The 21,166-nt window shown below is 36.3% G+C and carries 14 protein-coding genes; 10 read left to right on the top strand and 4 right to left on the bottom strand.

Annotation, left to right across the window (positions count from 1 at the left end; translation table 11 throughout):
- The first annotated feature begins 73 nt into the window (after positions 1-73).
- The 4 genes from BMX24_RS10795 to BMX24_RS10780 all read left to right on the top strand — a co-directional run bounded on the left by BMX24_RS10795 (position 74) and on the right by BMX24_RS10780 (position 7,604).
- On the top strand, positions 74-2,668 hold the full coding sequence (locus tag BMX24_RS10795; protein ID WP_228404783.1) for a T9SS-dependent M36 family metallopeptidase: 2,595 nt from the start codon (positions 74-76) through the stop codon (positions 2,666-2,668).
- A 124-nt stretch (positions 2,669-2,792) separates the two neighbouring features.
- The gene (locus BMX24_RS10790) at positions 2,793-5,411 is read left to right on the top strand and encodes a T9SS-dependent M36 family metallopeptidase (RefSeq protein WP_170835687.1); all 2,619 of its coding nucleotides are present in this window, start codon (positions 2,793-2,795) and stop codon (positions 5,409-5,411) included.
- 133 nt (positions 5,412-5,544) lie between these two features.
- The gene (locus BMX24_RS10785) at positions 5,545-6,525 is read left to right on the top strand and encodes an EamA family transporter (RefSeq protein WP_089792396.1); all 981 of its coding nucleotides are present in this window, start codon (positions 5,545-5,547) and stop codon (positions 6,523-6,525) included.
- An 86-nt stretch (positions 6,526-6,611) separates the two neighbouring features.
- The gene (locus BMX24_RS10780; RefSeq protein ID WP_089792395.1) at positions 6,612-7,604 is read left to right on the top strand and encodes an alpha/beta fold hydrolase; all 993 of its coding nucleotides are present in this window, start codon (positions 6,612-6,614) and stop codon (positions 7,602-7,604) included.
- A gap of 256 nt (positions 7,605-7,860) precedes the next feature.
- Here the strand turns inward: BMX24_RS10780 and rplS are convergent, their stop codons facing one another.
- Complete coding sequence (gene rplS, locus BMX24_RS10775) at positions 7,861-8,214, bottom strand: 50S ribosomal protein L19 (RefSeq protein WP_089792393.1); 354 nt, start codon at positions 8,212-8,214, stop codon at positions 7,861-7,863.
- Positions 8,215-8,506: 292 nt separating this feature from the next.
- Here rplS and BMX24_RS10770 point away from each other — a divergent pair, with 292 nt between their 5' ends.
- Positions 8,507-11,245, top strand: a complete 2,739-nt coding sequence (locus BMX24_RS10770; protein WP_089792390.1) for a fibronectin type III domain-containing protein — start codon at positions 8,507-8,509, stop codon at positions 11,243-11,245.
- Between the two features lie 329 nt (positions 11,246-11,574).
- Here the strand turns inward: BMX24_RS10770 and BMX24_RS10765 are convergent, their stop codons facing one another.
- Entirely contained in the window at positions 11,575-12,066 is a 492-nt protein-coding gene (locus tag BMX24_RS10765) for a DoxX family protein (RefSeq protein WP_089792388.1), read from the bottom strand.
- A 184-nt stretch (positions 12,067-12,250) separates the two neighbouring features.
- On the opposite strand from BMX24_RS10765, the gene BMX24_RS10760 reads away from it, so the two are divergent.
- Positions 12,251-12,952, top strand: coding sequence for a CoA transferase subunit A (locus tag BMX24_RS10760; RefSeq protein WP_089792386.1), 702 nt, complete (start codon positions 12,251-12,253; stop codon positions 12,950-12,952).
- Positions 12,953-13,370: 418 nt separating this feature from the next.
- Here the strand turns inward: BMX24_RS10760 and BMX24_RS10755 are convergent, their stop codons facing one another.
- Complete coding sequence (locus BMX24_RS10755) at positions 13,371-15,170, bottom strand: ABC transporter ATP-binding protein (RefSeq protein ID WP_089792384.1); 1,800 nt, start codon at positions 15,168-15,170, stop codon at positions 13,371-13,373.
- 121 nt (positions 15,171-15,291) lie between these two features.
- On the opposite strand from BMX24_RS10755, the gene BMX24_RS10750 reads away from it, so the two are divergent.
- Positions 15,292-15,945 (top strand): CoA transferase subunit B, encoded by a 654-nt coding sequence (locus tag BMX24_RS10750; RefSeq protein WP_089792382.1) that lies wholly within the window; start codon positions 15,292-15,294, stop codon positions 15,943-15,945.
- 98 nt (positions 15,946-16,043) lie between these two features.
- Here BMX24_RS10750 and BMX24_RS10745 read toward each other — a convergent pair whose 3' ends face one another.
- Positions 16,044-16,853 carry a DUF4197 domain-containing protein gene (locus BMX24_RS10745; RefSeq protein ID WP_089792379.1) on the bottom strand — a complete coding sequence of 270 codons (810 nt, stop codon included), beginning with the start codon at positions 16,851-16,853 and terminating at the stop codon, positions 16,044-16,046.
- A gap of 104 nt (positions 16,854-16,957) precedes the next feature.
- Here BMX24_RS10745 and BMX24_RS10740 point away from each other — a divergent pair, with 104 nt between their 5' ends.
- The 3 genes from BMX24_RS10740 to BMX24_RS10730 all read left to right on the top strand — a co-directional run bounded on the left by BMX24_RS10740 (position 16,958) and on the right by BMX24_RS10730 (position 21,033).
- Complete coding sequence (locus BMX24_RS10740) at positions 16,958-19,213, top strand: family 20 glycosylhydrolase (RefSeq protein WP_089792377.1); 2,256 nt, start codon at positions 16,958-16,960, stop codon at positions 19,211-19,213.
- Positions 19,214-19,324: 111 nt separating this feature from the next.
- Positions 19,325-20,320: an isoaspartyl peptidase/L-asparaginase family protein gene (locus BMX24_RS10735; protein WP_089792374.1), complete on the top strand. Its 996-nt coding sequence runs from the start codon at positions 19,325-19,327 to the stop codon at positions 20,318-20,320.
- Between the two features lie 50 nt (positions 20,321-20,370).
- Positions 20,371-21,033, top strand: a complete 663-nt coding sequence (locus BMX24_RS10730; RefSeq protein ID WP_089792373.1) for a copper homeostasis protein CutC — start codon at positions 20,371-20,373, stop codon at positions 21,031-21,033.
- The last annotated feature ends 133 nt before the right edge of the window (positions 21,034-21,166 follow it).

Below are 21,166 nucleotides of genomic sequence, written 5' to 3'. Positions count from 1 at the left end.
TTAATGATAATCCCTTAAATAAAATATTATTTTATTGTTAATTATTTGTAAATTAACAACTTTATTAGTGTATATGAAAAAGTTAGCTTTACCCCTTTTATTTGCCGTATCGGCAATTTTTCCGTCTGTTTTATACGGACAAGATAATGAGAAGTTGATTAAGGATTACATTTCTCAAAACAAGATTAGAGAATATAAGAAATCTGATCTTACCAATTTTATTATAGAAAATGTAGATCCTTCAAAATCATTGAATGGGAATGTTGTTAAATTTCAACAGACTTATAATGGATTGCCTGTCTACAATGCAGCAGGGACAGCCATCGTGAGAGATAATAAAATTACGTATTATATTGATAATTTTTTAAAGGATTACAGCTCGGCTACCCCAAATAATGCTTTAATCAGTAAAACTGCGGCACTTCAAAAAATATCACAGAACCTGCAAAAGCAAAAAATTGAAAATTATCCTATTCTTGGCTTTTCTGATGCAGATCCGGTAAATCAGCAGGCAGCTAAACAGCGATTGGTATATGTTGAAAACGGAGGTGTTTTAAAACTTGTCTATGAGTTTTCCCTTCCGGAACCGGATTCCCCGAATTACTGGGATATTTTGGTCGATGCAACTAATGGAAATATCATCAGCAAACTGGATTTGAATTTATCCTGTAATTTCAATGATGATGCATTTTCACATGATCACACAGAAATTCAGAACAATTTCATTGGGCCCGTGAATGGAACTCAGCAAAGTTTTTCACTCCTTGCACCGGATAATGCTTCGTATAATATTTTTGCATTACCGTTGGAGGCTCCTACTTTTGGCTCAAGATCAATTGTGAATAATCCATGGATAATTACGGCATCTCCGGAAGGCTGGCATTATGACGGAACAACCCGATATACCTACACAAGAGGAAATAATGTCTATGCATATGAGGATACTGCAGGAACGAATATAATCGGTTTTTCACCTGATGGAGGTGCTGCAAGAAATTTTGATTATCCGTTCAGTATTAATGCAGATCCTTCCAGCAATTTAAGTGCATCTGTTACCAATTTATTCTACATGAATAATAAGATACACGATATATTTTATATGTTTGGCTTTACACCAGCGGCAAGAAATTTCCAGCAGACCAACTTCGGACTTGGCGGTTTGGGAAGTGATTATGTAAATGCAGAAGCACAAGATGGAGGAGGTATAAACAATGCCAACTTTGCAACCCCTGCCGATGGAACTAAGCCGAGAATGCAAATGTATCTTTGGTCTACCAGAAATAGAAATTTCTTTTATAATGCGCCAAGTGCGGCAGTTCCGAGACAACCGAGTGTAGGAACGGCATTATTTGGAAATCCTTTAGATGCAACGGGAGTTACAGGAGATGTGCAGCTTTCATCTGTTCTGGATGGATGTACAGCATTGCCGGCGGCTTCACTTGCAGGAAAAATAGGATTAGTAGAAAGAGGAACATGTGCATTTACAGTTAAGGTTAAAAATGTACAGAATGCCGGTGCTACTGCAGCGATCATTTATAATAATACGGCAAATGGTTCTACGTTGTCGAATATGTCGGGAACTGATGCTACGATTACCATTCCTTCTGTTTTAATTACTAATTCGGAGGGAGAATATATTAAAAGCCAGCTTTCAGCAAGTACAATAGTAAACGTAACGTTGAAAAACGATCCTGCAACAAGCATCACTCCGGATGGAAGTTTTGATAACGGAATCGTTACTCATGAATACGGACATGGAATTTCTAATAGATTAACAGGTACAGGTTCAGGATGTTTAAGTTCAAGTGCTGATAAGGAACAAATGGGAGAAGGCTGGTCTGATTTCTTTGCGCTAATGTTAACAAATAAACCAGGAGACAATGCCTCTGTTCCAAGAGGAACCGGGACTTATGTCATGGGACAGCCAATTACAGGTGGTGGAATCAGACCTGCAAAATATTCACCTGATTTTACAATTAATGGCTTTACTTACGGAGATACAAACGGAATGGAATATACCAATACAAGTGGTCAACTCGTTCCTGATTCACACTCTATCGGTTTTATTTGGGCAACGATGCTGTGGGATCTTCACTGGCAATATGTTGCTCAATACGGTTATTCTTCAGACGTGATGGCGAATACGACTAACGGTAGCTCAAGAGTACTACAATTAGTAACGGATGGTTTGAAGCTTCAGATTTGTAACCCTACTTTTATTGATGGAAGAAATGCAATTTTAAATGCAGATCTTGCAACGACGGGTGGTGTTGACAAATGTATGATCTGGAGAACCTTTGCAAAAAGAGGATTAGGAGTGAATGCTTCTGCAGGATCTAAAACCAACATCAATGACCAGGTTCAGGATTTTACGGTACCGGCAGAATGTGTGCTAGCAACGGATGAGGTAAATACAGTTAAAAATAATATTTCAATCTATCCAAATCCGGCTAAAAATGAGTTCTTTATCAAATTCCCAAGCAATACTTTAGGAAAAGTAAGTGTTGAGATTTATGATATGTCTGGAAAGTTGGTGTCTTCTGAAGACAAGATTTCTCCCGATGCTAAAAAATCAATTTCTACAGACAAGCTGATCAACGGAACGTATATGGTTAAAGTAAAAGGTTTAGGTTTCGATGCAACTTCAAAAGTAATTGTAAGAAAATAATATTAACTTAAATACTAATAAAAATGACTGTTCAATATTGAATGGTCATTTTTGTTTTAAAATATATTATTAAAAAACTTTTCAATTGAATAATATTTGTAAATTAGCACCTTTATTAATCAATATGAAAAAGAGAACTCTACCCCTTATGTTTGCTGCCTTAGCAGTTTTCTCATCTTCAAGCTTATTTTCTCAAAATAATGAGACATTAATTAAAAATTATATCTCTAAAAATAAAATCAGGGAATATAAGAAATCTGACCTTACTAATTTTAGTATTGATGTGAATGACCATTCTGAAAGTATGAATGGAGATGTTGTGAAAATACAACAAATGTATAAAGGTCTACCTGTTTATAGATCATTAGGATCTGTTTTGATTAAAAATAATCAGGTTGTACTTTATAATGATAGTTTTGAAAAAGATTACCAGAATGTTGATTCTAATATTCCTGCAATTTCAAAAGAAACTGCTTTTGGGTTTGCTTCGAAAGGAACCAATATTGAAGATCCAAGCAAGGTAAAGATTCTTAATTTTCATGATGCTGACACTAAAGATGCTTTCGCGAAGCATCAATTGGTATATGTAAAGAAAGGTGAAGATTTGGTTTTATGCTACGAATTCACTTTTCCTGAGAGAAAGACTTCGAATTACTGGGATATTTTAGTAAATGCCAATACAGGAGAAATTATTGAAAAAAATAATTTAAATCTTAGCTGTAATTTCGTTGATCATCCATATGGACATTCACATGAAAACAGTTTGGCTGTTTTCCCTTTAGGAAAAGAAAACTATGAATCTGCAATTCCGAAAACAAGTGTATTATTATCTCCGGACAATGCCTCTTATAATGTATTTCCTTTTCCAATAGAAGCTCCGACTTTCGGATCAAGATCAGTGGTAACAAATCCATGGAATCTTACGGCTTCACCGGAAGGATGGCATTCTGACGGAACAATTCATTATACAACCGCTCAGGGAAATAACGTTTTTGCTTATCAGGATTTATATGATGATGATTTTTTTACAGGTACAACAGTTGATGGTGGAGCAACAAGAAATTTTAATTTTCCCTATACTGCAGGAGCACTTGCTTTAACGAATCAGGATGCAGCAATTACCAACTTATTTTATGCAAACAATATGATGCATGATATATTTTATAAGTTTGGCTTTACTCCAGCTTCGAAAAATTTTCAAAAAAATAATTTTAATTTAGGTGGTACTGGAAATGATTTTGTAAACGCAGAAGCACAAGATGGTGCGGGTACTGTGGTGACAGCCAATGTTCAAAATTATAATAATGCAAATTTTGCAACTCCTCAAGATGGAGGAAGTGGAAGAATGCAGATGTATGTGTGGGTAAATAGTTCACAAAAACTATTCTATAATGCACCTGCCTCTGCTACATCAAGAACTCCTGTCTCTTATATCGCTCAATTTGGTCAGCAAATTACAGGGCTTCCAGTTTCTGGTGATGTGAAATTATCACCTGTTTTAGATGCTTGTACCGCACTTCCTGCAAACTCTTTAAGTGGATTTATTGGATTGGCTGAGAGAGGAAACTGTGATTTCAGCATAAAAGTGGAAAATATGCAAAATGCCGGAGCTATTGGTGCTATACTTTATAATTCACCGACATCTGCTGCTCCGGGAAATATGTCAGGAACAAATGCTAACGTTTACATAATGTCAGAGCTTATTGATAATGTTGAAGGAGAATATATTAAGTCTCAATTGGCTAACAATGTTCCGGTAAATGTTTCAATGAGTTATAGCACAAAACAAGATGGAAGTTTTGATAACGGAATTATGATCCATGAATATGGTCATGGAATTTCTAATAGATTAACTGGAAATGGTTATACTTGCCTACAATATACTCAGAGTAAAGAGCAAATGGGAGAGGGTTGGTCTGATTTCTTTGCTTTAATGTTAACTAACAAATCAGGAGATAATGCATCTGTTCCAAGAGGAATGGCTACTTATGCTTTAGGAGAAGGAATTTCAGGAGATGGTCTCAGACCCGCGAAATATTCACCAGATTTTTTAATCAACGACTATACTTATGTTGATACAAACGGAATGGAGTTCTTAAATGGATCAACAATGGTTCCTGATGTTCATTCTATCGGTTTTGTTTGGGCAACAATGCTTTGGGATCTTAACTGGCAATATGTTGCTAAGTATGGATATGCTTCTGATGTGACTTCTAACACAACTAATGGTAGCTCAAGAGTATTACAATTAGTAACAGATGCTTTAAAGCTTCAGGCTTGTAGTCCTACATTTATTGATGGTAGAAACGCAATTTTGCAAGCAGAATTGGCAACTACAGGAGGTGTTGACAAATGTATGATCTGGAGAACCTTTGCAAAAAGAGGATTAGGAGTTAATGCTTCTGCGGGATCTAAAACAAACATCAATGACCAGGTTCAGGATTTCACAGTACCGGCAGAATGTGTATTGGCAACAGACGAAGTGAAAACAGTTAAAGACAATATTTCAATCTATCCGAACCCGGCTAAGAATGAATTCTTTATCAACTTCCCAAGCAATACTTTAGGAAAAGTAAGTGTTGAGATTTATGATATGTCAGGAAAATTGGTGTCTTCTGAAGACAAGATTTCTCCGGATGCTAAAAAATCAATTTCTACAGACAAGCTGATTAACGGGACTTATATGGTTAAAGTAAAAGGTTTAGGTTTCGATGCAACTTCAAAAGTTATTGTTAAGAAATAATTTTTAAATAATTTATAAACATATGAATCGGCGCAAGCAAAGCTTGCGCCGATTTTATTTATCTATCACTTTGAGGATTTTAATTATTTTAATTAATAAATTGTAACTTTGCGGGCTGTTCAAAAAATGAATCATGAAGAAGAAAAATATACTAAAAGGAGTTTTATTTGTAGGAATTGGTGCTAGTATATATGGTATGTTAGCGACTTTTGTAAAGCTGGCTTATCAGGAGGGGTATACCACTTCGGAGGTTACTACTTCTCAGTTTTTATTGGGCTTGATAGGACTTTTACTATTAAATTTTATTCAAACAATAACATCAAAAAAAGCGTTGCCATCACCTACTTCAAAAGAAATCAGAAACCTGATGATGGCGGGAACTTCTCTGGGATGTACAAGCTTATTCTATTACATTGCTGTTCAATATATTAATGTTTCAATTGCAATCGTCTTATTGATGCAGTCGGTTTGGTTTAGTGTAGTGGTTGAAAGTTTGATAACAAAAAAATTACCCAATATCAGAAAAGTGGTCTCTGTAATTATTGTTTTAATTGGAACTATTTTAGCGACAAATCTGATCAATACCGAAATAGAATTGGATGTCAAAGGTATCTTTTGGGGATTATTGGCAGCGGCATCCTACACGCTGACAATGTTTACATCCAATACTTTAGCGACAAATCTTCCGGTTCTGAGGAAAAGTATGATCATGCTTTCAGGAGGAGCTGTTGTGGTTTTTATTTTCTTATTTTTTGCTCAGATTGGACCTTCACATTTTGATGGATTAAAATCAATTTATTTAAATTTTACAGAAAACACAGAACATATTCACTCATTTCGCTATTCGATTTTATGGAGGTATGGTTTTGTGTTGGCTTTATTCGGAACCATTATTCCGCCGATTTTATTCAATATTGGTTTCCCGAAAGCCGGTCTGGGATTGGGAAGTATCGTTTCTTCACTGGAACTTCCGGTTTCTGTGGCGATGGCTTTTGTTTTATTGGGAGAAAAAGTGATTTTCATTCAGTGGTTGGGAATTGCATTGATTCTTTTTGCTATTGTTTTGATGAATTTACCTTCACAAAAGGAATATAAAATTGCAGAAGTTTCTTAAAACATCTTAATTATATTAAAAATAATAGTGTATACCGTTTCTTTTTGAAGCGGTTTTTTTAATTTTAATCATTAAAATAAATTTTCATGAAAAATTTTAATGTTGCTGTTGCTTTACTATTATCGATTGCATCCAATCTGGTGTTTTCGCAGGTAAAACCTTTGGATGCGGAACTTACCAATTATCAGTATCCTTACGAAGTCCATTTTCTCCAATTTAAATCTCAAAAAAACGATTTGAAAATGGCTTATATGGATGTGAAACCTAAGACCTCAAACGGAAAAACAATTATGCTTCTTCACGGGAAAAATTTCAATGGAGCGTATTGGAAAAAAACTGCCAAAGACCTTTCAGATAAAGGTTTCAGGGTGATTATTCCGGATCAGATCGGATTTGGAAAATCTTCAAAGCCTGAAAGTTATCAGTTCTCTTTTTCGCAATTGGCTGAAAATACGAAGGCTGTTTTAGATGAATTAAAAATTGATAAAACGATTGTTTTAGGACATTCTATGGGAGGCATGGTTGCCACAAGATTTACTTTGCTATATCCGGATAGAGTTCAGAAATTAATTTTAGAAAACCCGATCGGACTGGAAGATTACAAAACTTTCGCATCATATCAGACGATCGATCAGGCGTATCAGTCAGAGTTAAAAAACACTGCAGAAACATATAAAAACTATCAGTTGAAGTTCTATTATGACAACAAATGGAAACCCGAATATCAACCGTGGCTGGATTTAATCGCAGGCTGGACTTTACACCCCGATTATCCGAAAGTGGTATGGGATGCGGCTTTGACATCAGATATGATTTACAATCAGCCGGTTTGTTATGAATTTAAAAATATTAAAGTCCCGACTTTATTAATCATCGGAACCAGAGACAGAACCGCCATTGGGAAGGACAGAGCGCCTAAAGAATTACAACCGAAAATGGGACAGTATCAGGAATTGGGAAAGAAAACACAGCAACAGATTCCGGGATCAAAACTGGTGGAAATTGAAAATGTGGGGCATCTTCCGCATATCGAAGTTTATGATAAATTCTGGAATGCTTTGTATGATTTTATAAAATAGGATGGAGGTTGGAAGCTGGGGGAGGGAAGTTTACATGATTATGGATTATGAATTAGTCAATATTAAATTAAAAAGGCTTCGAGAACCTCAGCCTGACAACACGCAAATTTATCTGATCTTTTACGATTAATCTATGCATTGTCAGGCTGAGGTTCTCGAAGCCTTTAACTTTAACATCATAAAATTTAAATTAATATCAAAAAAAAGAGACTGTTTAATTGTAAACAGTCTCTTTTTATATTTATTGTTGTCTGAATTATTTCTTGAAAGCAGCGTCTTTGATTCTAGCTTTTTTACCTCTAAGGTCTCTGAAGTAATAAATTCTAGATCTTCTAACCTTACCTCTTCTATCAACTTCAATTTTTTGTAAAGCTGGCATGTTGATCGGGAATACTCTCTCAACACCTACATCTCCACTCATTTTTCTGATAGTAAAAGTTTTTGTAGAACCAGTACCTCTTAATTGGATTACTGTTCCTTTGAAGAACTGAGTTCTTGTCTTTTGTCCTTCTTTAATTTCGTAATACACAGTAATTGTATCACCTGCTTTGAATTCAGGGAATTCTTTTTTCGCAATGTACTTGTCTTGTACGTACTTTAATAAATCCATTATTAATAAAATAAAATGTTAAAGCTAAGCAACTTACACGCTTTTCGTCAGAGGTTGAATAACAGGTTGCAAATGTACGAAACATTTTTTAAATATTCCAAACAAATTAGATACTAAATATGATAATTTTTCGAACGTAATCGGGGCAAAAATTAACAGTTCTTTTAAATTCCCATCAGGCAGAGTTTACATAGGAAGTCTACTTTTGCACGAAAATAAAAACACAGAGTATTTTTTTTAAATCATTGATACACAAATTTAATTCATACACACCATTTAAAACTGAACTACAATGAAACATTACTTCTTCTTTTTTTGTTTCGCCGTCCAGATGGCATTTGGCCAGGCTCTGTTTCCTTATTTGCAGAACCCGACGCCAACTTCCATGATCGTCAACTGGAAAACGGCTTCCAACAACGAAACAACCGTGATCTACGGAACATCGCCAACCAATCTGAACGTGACTGTAACGGGAACAACAAATATTTTTTCCGATACGGGATACAACAACAATTATTATTACCATACGGCAAAAATCACGAGCTTACAGCCGAACACAAAATACTATTATAAGATAAAAACAGGAGCAAATGAATCTGCTGTTTATAATTTCAGGACGCTTCCTTTGCCGGGGCAGGCCGTGACGGCAGATGGTAAAATACGTTTCCTGATCATGGGTGACAACCAGATCAAAGCAGAACCGAGATATGATACCCTGACTTTAAATGCTTATAAAAAATTAAAGGAAAAATTCGGACCCAATTCAGACCCTTCTGATAATGTGGCGCTGACGTTTATGGTTGGAGATCAGGTAGATGTGGGAACATTGGATCACTACGAAAATGTTCACTTTAAAAAGAATACAAAGCTTTCACCTTACCTTCCGATCCAGACAACAGTGGGAAATCACGAAACATACGGAAGTTTGGGGATGAATTCATATTACGCGCATTTTTATATTGATGAAATTAAATATAAAAACATCTCTTCAGGAAATGAGAATTATTATGCTCAACAGGCTGGGAATGTTTTATTTATAAGTTTAAGTTCGGAACATACAGGTTCTGCGCAAATGACATGGCTTCAACAGATTCTAAATGAAGCAAATAACGATTCTACCGTAGATTGGATCATCTCTTTAAGCCACAGACCTTATCAGGCCGAGCAATATGTGGGAGATATTTCGACTTGGGTAAGAAACAATGCCGTTCCACTTTTGACGGCTTCAAGCAAATATTTAATGCACGTTGGAGCGCATCACCATTTGTATCACAGAGGTCAATTGAAAGATACACCGAATTACCAGATTATCTCGGGTGGAACGGCTTGGGATCAGTATTGGGGAATGTCGACGGAACAGGATTTTGATGATGTTCAGAAAACACTGACGGACTGGACGTATCAAATCGTCGAAGTTGATGTTAATACAGGAAAAGTTGACGTAGAATGTTATTCAATCGGAGGAGTTTATCATAAAAAATACAATGAGCTCGTAGATACTTTCCATCGGTATAAAAACCAGCCGAAGCCGGCCAAGCCTTCGATTACCAATACATTTACCGCACCTATTACTTTACCTTTAACATTAAATGGAAGCGCATTTTCCACCACAAACGGAGAATTGTTGAATACCACTCAGTTTTTAATTAGTAAAGCTGCCGATTTTTCTGTGATTGAAAAAGAATTTTACAGGGATTACGAAGACTGGTTCGGGAAAGAAGGTACGGGAACGCCCGATATTACTAAAAATCAGAATGCGAATGTAGACATTACCAAAGCTACAATTGCTTCAAATTCAATTACCAACGGAACCTATTATGTAAAAGTACGTTACAGAGACCGAAACTTGGAGTGGAGTGACTGGAGTGATGCAAAACAATTTGAAGTAACGGGAAGTGTAGTTTCAAACCCTACATTTATTTTAAATAAAACAGAATATACACAGAACGAACCGATTATAGCGACTTTCACAGACGGTCCAGGAAACAACCAGGATTGGGTGGGAATTTACAAAAAAGGTCAGAATCCTGCGGCGGTAACTTCTCAGGCATTTGTTTACACGAATGGACAAACAGCAGGAACAGCCAACTTCCCGAATGGTATTGCCAATAAAGGTCAATATTTCGCAGGTTTCTTCGCAAACAACGGCTATACGGAAATTACACCAAGAAAGAATTTCTATGTAGGTCCAAAGGTTGTATTAAGCACAACTTCCGATACTTATCCTGTAGGTGGAACGGTTACGGTTAACTTTAGCAATGGACCTAATTTAACGAAAGACTGGATCGGTATTTACAAAATGGGTCACACGCCGGGAACCGTAAATTCTACACAGTGGAGCTATGTGACGGCACCTTCAGGAACGCTTAATTTCACAGGGCTTGCGAAAGGATATTATTATGCCCAATATTTCCTGGAAGATGGTTATACAGCAATTGGCGAGAAGGTTTTCTTTAAAGTCGGGGATATTGTTACAGAGCTTTGGATCAATAAACCGGTGTATACTTTAGGTGAAAATATTACGGCTTCATGGACGGATTCTCCGGGAATCATCAAAGACTGGCTGGGAATTTATCCTCAAAGTGTAACCACTCCGGATGATAATTTTGTTTCTTATACGTATTTTGATGGTGTTACTCAGGGGACAAAAACCATCCAGGGAACGGCAGTTCCGGCAACTCCTGGGAATTATTATATGGTGATGTTTACCAACGATTCTTACACGGAGGTTTCAAACAGGGTTCAGTTCCAGGTGGCGGGACCGACATTGGGAACAGAGGAAACGAAAAGCACGGAAAAAAATGTAGTTTTATATCCGAATCCTACAAAACCGGGGGAACCGACTTTTATCAAGAGTGATTATCCGATCGAAAAAATCGAGCTTCTTTCAGCCAACGGGGATTTGTTATACGAATCAAAAAATATTCACAATCAACGTTTTTCTTTGGTGAATGAAAATCTTCCGAAAGGAGTCTACTTCGTGAAGGTTCATACAAGAAAACTGTTTACTTTAAAATTGATTATTCAATAATTTAATTACAAGATAAGATCAATAGAAACGGGCTTTAGCCCGTTTTTTTATTGAGCAGAATTCATATGGCTTTAGCCAAAACCTGGAATTTTAAATATGAAAATTGTTTAATTAATTAAAAATTTAACCACAAAAGAGTCAAAAGTTATTTTTTATTTTATTAAAGGTTAATTATTGAGAAACAACAGTTTACAAAAGAAGAAAAATCAAAGATTTTTTTAAACTTATATGTTCTTATTTGTTGCTTAATGTTAAACTTAAAATAACTAATGTGTTAATCTTTTGTGGTTAAATAAAAGTTTAAACAAGTCTATGATAAAAGCAAAAAACTATCTGTAAGGATTTACCTTTTTCTTTAAAAAACGATCGATTCCAAAAGCTTTATAGCCGTATAAAGAAAACAATCCGAGTATCATAATATATAAAACCTGCGGCAAATAAAAGAAATAAGTAAGCCATGTATAATTTTCAATTGGTCTGGTTCCGACTTTCGGATCAATAGGAACTAATTCCGTGGGAATCGAATGGATGTCTTTGGTAACTAGCGCAACCAGCATGATAACAATTAAAGCTAAAGAGCTAAATCTTGTGAAAAGTCCGATCAATAAAAGAAATCCCCAGAGCATTTCATTGGCGGCCACAAAATTTGCCATCAGTTGAGGATTTGAAAATCCAAGACTGGAAATGGTTTTCAGCATATATCCTTGAAAAACAGGGTGAAATAGCTTGTTGAAGCCAGTAATAAAGAAAAATAATCCAATGCTGAGCCGGCAGATTACATAAAAAATGTCTCCGGCTTTGTTAAAATTTTCTTGTTTCATTTGTATAATAATTATGAGGGTTAATCATTTTTTACATTTTATAAATTTTTCTTGTGTGAATTATTTAACATAATGTAAGATTGTCAAAAATAAGAAAAGTAAAATTAAAAACTCAAAAAATCCTGAACATCGGATATTATGAGAAAAATTATTAAATTTAAGCCAACAGAAAATCTAATATTTCATGATAGATAAAAGAGTAAAAAATGCAAAGGAAGCCATCGAAGGAATTAAAGATGGAATGACGTTGATGTTGGGCGGATTTGGTCTTTGCGGTATCCCTGAAAATTCAATAAATGCTTTGGTAGAAAGCGATGTGAAAGATCTTACATGTATTTCAAACAATGCCGGAGTCGATGATTTTGGGTTGGGATTGCTGCTTCATAAGAGACAGATCAAAAAAATGATCTCTTCGTATGTAGGAGAAAATGCCGAGTTCGAAAGACAGATGCTTTCCGGAGAATTGGAAGTTGAGCTTACTCCACAGGGAACTTTGGCAGAAAAATGCAGAGCTGCTCAGGCCGGAATTCCTGCTTTTTATACCCCTGCGGGATACGGAACGGAAGTCGCGGAAGGTAAAGAAGTGAAAGATTTCGACGGAAAACCGCATATTTTAGAGCATGCTTACAAAGCAGATTATTCTATTGTAAAAGCCTGGAAAGGAGATCACGCCGGAAACCTGATCTTTAAAGGTTCTGCGAGAAATTTCAACCATCCGATGGCCGGAGCTGGGAAAATTACGATCGCTGAAGTGGAAGAATTGGTAGCACCGGGCGAATTGGATCCCAACCAGATTCACATTCCGGGAATCATGATTCAAAGGATCTTCCAGGGCGAAAAATTTGAAAAAAGAATCGAACAGAGAACCGTAAGAAAAAGAGATTAATCTTACAATTTTCTTAAAAAAAATATACCCCGAAGTCAATTTTCGGGGTAATTTTATTTTAAAAATTATAACAATTCAATGTCATTCGACGAAGGAAGAATCTTTGACAAACAGCAAGCTTCATAATAAATTGCCTAAGCTTTTTGATAGTTGACAAATCGCAAAGACGCAAATTACTATTCAATACTATTTTTAAGGCATAAGTATTTTTATCTACGATAAAATTTATGCCATTTTATATCTAATTTCTATTGAAAATCTTTGATTTTCTTGCGCCTTAAACGCTGCATATATAGTAAAACCTTTGCGTCTTTGCGATTCCCAACAAAAACATTTCATTTACTAATAGCCTAAGTTTCATAAAATAAAACCATACGCACAATCCTCCAGTCCCCAACTTCCATCTTCCTTTCTTAAATTACGCTTCTGCAGTCAGTTTACGTTCACCGATCTGCTGTCTCCACATCGCATAATACAATCCTTTTTCTTCAATAAGATGTAAATGTGAACCGGTTTCTACAATCTGTCCGCGTTCCAAAACAAAAATTCTGTCAGCATGCATAATGGTGCTTAATCGGTGTGCAATAAGAACGGTAATCTGTTCTTTTTCCTTAGAAATTTCCTTGATCGTGGTTGTAATTTCTTCTTCAGTGATGCTATCTAACGCAGAAGTTGCTTCATCAAAAATCAATAAATGCGGTTTTCTCAATAATGCCCTTGCAATGGCAATTCTTTGTTTTTCCCCGCCGCTTAATTTCAGTCCGCCTTCTCCGATTACGGTTTCTATTCCGTTTTCTGCACGTTCCAGAAGGGCGGTGCAACTGGCTTTTTTTAAGGCTAAATGCAGATCTTCATCAGTTGCAGAAGGGTTTACAAACAAAAGATTTTCCTTGATCGTACCCGCAAAAAGTTGGGTATCCTGGGTTACAAAACCAATTTGATTCCTCAGTTCATCAAAATCAAACTCTTTTCCGTTGATGTTATTGTAAAAAATATCTCCTTCCAGAGGTCTGTACAAGCCGACAAGCAATTTTACCAGCGTACTTTTTCCGGAGCCACTTGGTCCCACAAAAGCAATCGTTTCGCCATTTTTTACATTAAACGAGATGTCACTTAATGCTTTAAAATGAGCTGTCTGATGCTGAAAAGAAACATGTTGAAACTCCAGCTCTTCAATGGCACCGATTCGTTTCGGGTTTACAGGTTTAGGCTCTATTTCTTTCTTCATTACACGATCGAAATTGTTGAGCGATGCCTGTGCTTCACGATAGGAAATGATAATATTCCCGATTTCCTGCATCGGACCAAAAATAAAGAACCCATAAAACATCAGCGATAAATATTGTCCCGGAGTTACGATATTTTTAAAAATTAATAATAATAAAGTAAAAGTAATCGTCTGCTGTAAAAAATTAACCAACGTCCCCTGTACAAAGCTTAAAGAACGGATGCTTTTTACCTTTCTAAGTTCCAGATTCAGGATTTTGTAGGTGTTGTTATTCAAACGTTCCACCTCCTGGTTAGTAAGACCTAAACTTTTTACAATCTCAATATTTCTAAGACTTTCCGTAGTACTTCCTGCCAAATTGGTAGTCTCTTTTACAATATTTTTCTGGATAGATTTTATTCTTTTGCTTAATAAATTGGTAACTACGGCAATCAGGATAATTCCCACCACATAAACCGGCATAATCGACCAGTGCAAACGAATAGCATATACCGAAACGAAAATGATACTTACCAAAATTCCGAAGAATACATTAATGAAATTATTGATAAACTTCACGGTATCTTCACGTACTTTGGTTAAAATAGAAAGCGTTTCACCACTTCTTTGGTCTTCAAATTCCTGAAAAGGTAATCTCATCGAATGTTTTAGCCCGTCAGTGAAAATCTGGGCACCAAACTTCTGGATAATCACATTCACCACATAATCCTGGAATGCTTTTGCAATACGGCTGATCATCGCAGTACCGACAAGAAGTCCTAAGAAATAGAATACACCATGATAGATATCAGTTCCGTAGAGATATTCATTGAGATTTCTCGGAAGAAGTTTTTCTTTATCAAAGAAATTGGGATGGGTAACCAGTTTGTCCAGTATGTTTCCTGTGATGGCAGGTGCAAACAAAGAAAAAACCTGATTTATAGAAGCTAATAAAAGAGAGACTATGATTAGCCATTTATAAGGTTTTAAATAATATAATAGAATTTTCATTTGTAAAATTAAAAGTCCACAAATTTACAACAAATTGAGAAGCAAAATTTATCATATGATAAGAAAGAAACTATTTCGTAATTCTGAAAAAATGGCTAATTTGGCGGGATAAGATTAAGCTATGCTAACTAAAGAACAAATTGCACAAAGAATTTCCAGAGAAGTAAAAGATGGATATTATGTAAATTTAGGAATCGGAATTCCGACATTGGTCGCCAACTACGTTCCGGACAATCTTTCGGTAGAGTTCCAGAGTGAAAACGGAGTGTTGGGAATGGGGCCTTTCCCTTTCGAAGGTGAAGAAGATGCAGATATCATTAATGCCGGAAAACAGACGATCACTATTTTGCCGGGAGGTTCTTTTTTTGATTCGGCTTTCAGTTTTGGGATGATTCGTGGTCAGAAAGTTGACTTAACGATTCTCGGAGCCATGGAAGTTTCGGAAAATGGTGACATCGCCAACTGGAAAATTCCGGGAAAAATGGTAAAAGGAATGGGCGGAGCAATGGATCTGGTAGCTTCTGCAGAAAATATCATCGTTGCTATGATGCACGTAAATAAGGCTGGAGAAAGTAAAATCCTTAAAAAATGTACACTTCCTCTTACAGGAGTTAATTGTGTGAAGAGAGTCGTTACAGAACTAGCCGTTTTAGATGTTACCCCTGCAGGTTTCAAGCTTGTGGAAAGAGCACCGGGAGTTTCAGTGGAAGACATCATCAAAGCTACGGAAGCAGACCTGATCATTGACGGAGAAATTCCTGAAATGCAATTCTAATAAAACAAAAACCTTGTCATCGACAAGGTTTTTTTATTGAAAATATATAAGTTTCCAGGTCTTGAATTTTTGTTTCTTTTGTTTCAAAACAAAAGAAATTATTTAGCATCCTGCGCTCCAAAAACCTTCTGTAAAATACTTGTCGTTCTCATGGCAGGAGTATTTCGGATTCCATTTTCTTTTTGTGCCACCATTTTGAAAACACCGTTGATGGTTTCTGTCGTTACATATGCATTAAGATCTGTTGTTACAGCCTGTCCTGTAAGAGCATTGTATTTGGAAATTAAGCCAGACCAAACTTTATCTGCGCCCACTTTTCCCAGAGAAGCTTTCACTTTTGGCTCAAAAGCTGTGAATAACTGGCTTTGCGTTTTAGTTTGTAGATAATTGGTTGCAGCATTATCGCTACCCAACAAAATATTTTTGGCATCCGTAATCGTCATGGATGTAATCGCTTTGGTAAAAATAGGAGTAGCTTCCGTTACGGCATCTTCAGCGGCTCTGTTGAGTAGTTTCACGCCCTGATCGGCCAGACTTCCCAAACCGACAGCACGTAGGGTGGTATCAATTTTTCTTAATTTTTCCGGCATTAAGATTTTTACTGCTTCATTTTTGAAAAATCCGTCCGGAACAGCCAGTTTTTTCACTCCTTCTGTTACACCAAGACTTAAAGCTTCTTTTAATCCTGATGAAATTTGTGTTGAGGTAAGATTTCCAAGATTGATAGGAGAAGTTGTAGTTGTTGATGTTTTCGGAGTTGCTGTAGTTGCAGAACCTGTAGTGGTTTTAGGTTCACTGAGGTCGATACCTGTTTTGTCTTTTACAGCAGATTTTATGGCGTCTAAAATTTGTGCCTGTGTTGAAACTGAAAATAATAATCCGCCAGCTAATAAAATTGTTTTTCTCATTGTTGATTTTTTGCAAATTTAGATGTTTAAATTTTTAATAAGTTAAAAACATTGGAGAAGTTTTAGGAAAATATTTATATTAGCTAAAACCTTAATCAAATTCAATGATACGTGCTTTTTTATTAGTTTTTGTTTTACTTTCAAATTTGTTTTTTTCACAAAATAAACTGAATTTGATTCCTTATCCACAAAAAGTTAACATAAATGACGGATTTTTTACTATTCCGGAAGTTATTGTCTTAAATGATAAGCTGCCGAAAAATGAGACGGATTATTTTAAAAATAAAGTAAATTCAGGTTTAAAATTTCAGAATACTAATAAATCAGATGCTCATTTGGTATATTTTCAGCTTCCAAAATCGAGTAATTCAGCCCAGAATAATGAATTTTATTCCCTTGAAATTACTCCCAAACAGATTTCTATTAAATCTTATACTCCACAGGGCTATTTTCTGGCACTTCAAACTTTAATTCAAATTATCGATCAATATAAGGGTACCAAGAAAATTCCGACAATGAAAATCGAAGACCAGCCGAAGTTTGCTTGGAGAGGAATGCATTTGGATGTTTGCCGACATTTTTTCACAGTTGATGAGGTAAAACAGTACATCGATTATCTGGCCATGTACAAATTGAATACATTTCACTGGCATTTAACAGACGATCAGGGTTGGAGAATTGAAATTAAAAAATATCCGAAGCTTACACAGATTGGTTCAAAACGTAAAGAATCAATGATTGGGGCTTATGTTGACAACACATTCGACGGAAAACCTTATGGACCTTATTTTTATACACAGGATCAGATAAAAGATGTTGTGAAATACGCCCAGGATCGGCATATCACTGTGGTTCCGGAGATTGAAATGCCAGGTCACGCTTTGGCTGCGTTGGCTGCATATCCCGAACTGGCCTGTACAAAAGGACCTTTTGAGACGGCAACGAAATGGGGCGTTTTTGATGATGTTTTCTGCCCGAAAGAGGAAACTTTCAAATTTTTAGAAAATGTTTTGAATGAAGTGATAGCACTTTTTCCATCTCAATATATCCATATCGGAGGGGATGAATGTCCTAAAACAAGGTGGAAGGAATGTGCTCATTGTCAGGAATTAATCAAGAAAAATAATTTAAAAGATGAACATGGACTGCAAAGCTATTTTATCCAAAAAATTGAAAAATATGTAAATAGCAAAGGTCGAAAAATCATCGGTTGGGACGAGATTCTGGAAGGCGGACTGGCTCCAAATGCCGCAGTAATGAGCTGGACGGGCATTAAAGGAGGTGTAGAAGCTGCAAAATCCGGTCATTTCGCTGTAATGACTCCCGGTTCATATTGCTATTTCGATCATTATCAGGGAGATCCGGCAACAGAACCGAATGCTTTCGGAGGTTTTACGCCTTTAGATAAAGTGTATTCCTACAATCCGATTCCTGAAGAGTTGAATGCAGAGCAGGCGAAATATATTTTGGGTGTTCAGGCAAATTTATGGACAGAATACATCCTTGATTTTAAGCAGGTTCAATATATGATCTTCCCAAGATTGATGGCGCTTTCGGAGGTCGGTTGGGGAACTTCAGATCCGAAAAATTATAAAGAATTTGAGGGTCGTGTTATCAACCAGTTCAAGGTGTTGGATAAAATGGGGGTAAATTATGCGAAAAGTATTTACAATGTCATGGGAAAAGTAGTTCCGGGGAATAATGGAGTTGCTTATGAGCTTTCGACATCACAAAACCCAAACGGAATCCGCTATACCTTAGATGGAACAGATCCGACAGCCAATTCTCAGGCGTATCAGAATCCGATTCCAGTTTCAAAATCAATGATCATTAAATCTGCTTATTTTGAAAACGGACAACTAAAAAGTGCGATTTCTTCTCAACAATTTACCACTTCAAAAACAACAGGAAAAAATATTACACTGGAACAACAGCCTAGCGAAAATTATTCTTTCGGAGGTGCTTTTACTTTAATTGACGGAATTATCGGAAATCAGAAACAATTAGGAAAAACATGGCTCGGCTTTCAGGGAAAAGATGTTGTAGCGACGATTGACTTAGGACAGAAAACTCAGTTTTCAGAAATTGATTTTAACACACTGGAAAATAAAGGAAGCTGGATTCATCTGGCAAAATCTGCACAGGTTTTTGTTTCCGATGATAATAAAAGTTTTAAAATGATAAAGGAAATCGGGAAAGAAGAAATTCAGAAAGCTAAAGGAAAAATCCAGCTTAATGTAGGAAATCAGAATTCAAAATATATTAAAATTAAAATAGAAAACGCAGGAATTATCCCTGCAGGAAACCCCGGTGCAGATTCAAAAGCATGGCTTTTTGTCGATGAAATCGGAGCGAAATAAGTGTATTGTTCAAGGTTTAATGTTCAAAGTCAATTATTACATTAAACAAAAACAACGAACAACAAAGAACAAGCAACAATAAACTTTAAATTCAAAACTCAAAACCATCTTATGTCATCACGTAGAAAATTTATAAAAAATACGGCATTGGCCTCATCAGCATTATTATTGAATCCGTTGGATTTACTTGCGAAAGATTTGCCTGAAAATACTCATAAAGCTGTTAATAAACCGATCGTTCTTTCCACCTGGAATTTTGGATTAAAAGCTAATGAAGAAGCCTGGACGATTCTTGGAAAAGGTGGAAGAGCTTTGGATGCGGTAGAAAAAGGAGTACGCCTTGTCGAGCTTGACCCGAATGAAAGAAGTGTGGGCTATGGCGGTCGTCCTGACAGAGACGGAAGAGTGACGCTGGATGCCTGTATCATGGACGAAAATTACAATATTGGCTCAGTTGCCTGTCTGGAGCATATTAAAAACCCGATTTCCGTAGCAAGAGCAATAATGGAAAAAACACCACATGTGATGCTGGTTGCTGACGGAGCTTTGGAATTTGCTCTTTCTCAAGGTTTTAAAAAAGAAAATCTTCTCACTCCGGAATCCGAAAAAGAATGGAAAGAATGGTTGAAAACAAGTCAGTACAAACCTATTGTAAACATTGAAAATCACGATACGATCGGGATGATTGCTTTGGATGCCAACGGAAATCTTTCGGGAGCCTGTACAACCAGCGGAATGGCATTCAAAATGCATGGCAGAGTAGGCGATTCTCCTATCATTGGAGCGGGCTTATTTGTTGATAATGAGGTGGGTGCAGCGACGGCAACAGGTCATGGTGAGGAAGTGATCAGAATGGTGGGAACTCATTTGGTGGTGGAATTGATGAGACAAGGGAAAAATCCGCAACAGGCTTGTAAAGAAGCAGTTGAGAGGATCGTTCAGATTACCAAAAGAAGAAATAAAAATCTGAAAGATATTCAGGTTGGGTTTATTGCGCTCAATAAAAAAGGTGAATACGGTTCGTATTGTATTCAGGATGGATTTAATTTTGCCGTTTACGATCAGAAAGGAAGCCGTCTGGAAAAACCTGAATTTGCCTTAAAATAAGTAAAAAATTAGAAATTAATTTTGCAAAACTCAAAACCTAAAACAAATCAATGTCAAAAATAGAAATAGCATGTTTCAATCCGGAATCGGCAATCATCGCATTTGAAAATGGAGCCGACAGAATAGAATTGTGTGACGGATTAAGCGAAGGCGGAATAACGTCCAACTTTGAAACAGCAAAACAGCTTAGAGAAAAAATCAACATTCCGATTTTTGTGATGATTCGTCCTCGAGGCGGCGATTTTACCTATTCAGATGCAGAATTTGAGCAGATGAAAGAAGAATTAATTCAATTAAAATCATTAAATGTTGATGGTTTTGTTTTCGGAATTCTGGATGAAAATGATGAGGTAAATATGGAGCAGAATAAAGTGTTGGTAGAATTGGCAAAACCTTACCAGTGTACGTTTCACAGGGCTTTCGACAGGGCAAAAGATCTTGAAAATTCTTTGGAGAAAGTGATAGAATGCGGCTTTAAAACGATCCTTACTTCCGGTCAAAAACCCAATGTTTCTGAAGGGAAAGAAAACCTTAAAAAGCTGGTTGAATTATCGAATGGAAGAATCGAAATTCTCATCGGCGGCGGACTTCGCTCTACTAATATTGAAGAAATCAGAGAAGTAACGAAAGCCGGATATTTTCATTCTTCTGCGATCACGGATGGTGGGGCTTTTGCGAATGCAGATGAGGTGATTGCTTTGAAGAATAAATAATTTTAATTAAAAATATTAACAATGTTTGTCATCCTGAAAGGATCTAAACATAGTCTTAGAGTTCTATGTGAAAAATATTCTTTTTTATTGCAAGGATCCTTCGACTGCTTCGCGCTCAGGATGACAAACTGCA

The sequence above is a fragment of the Chryseobacterium wanjuense genome (assembly GCF_900111495.1).
Taxonomy (GTDB): Bacteria; Bacteroidota; Bacteroidia; order Flavobacteriales; family Weeksellaceae; genus Chryseobacterium; species Chryseobacterium wanjuense.
This window is presented reverse-complemented; position numbering and strand designations above follow the sequence as displayed.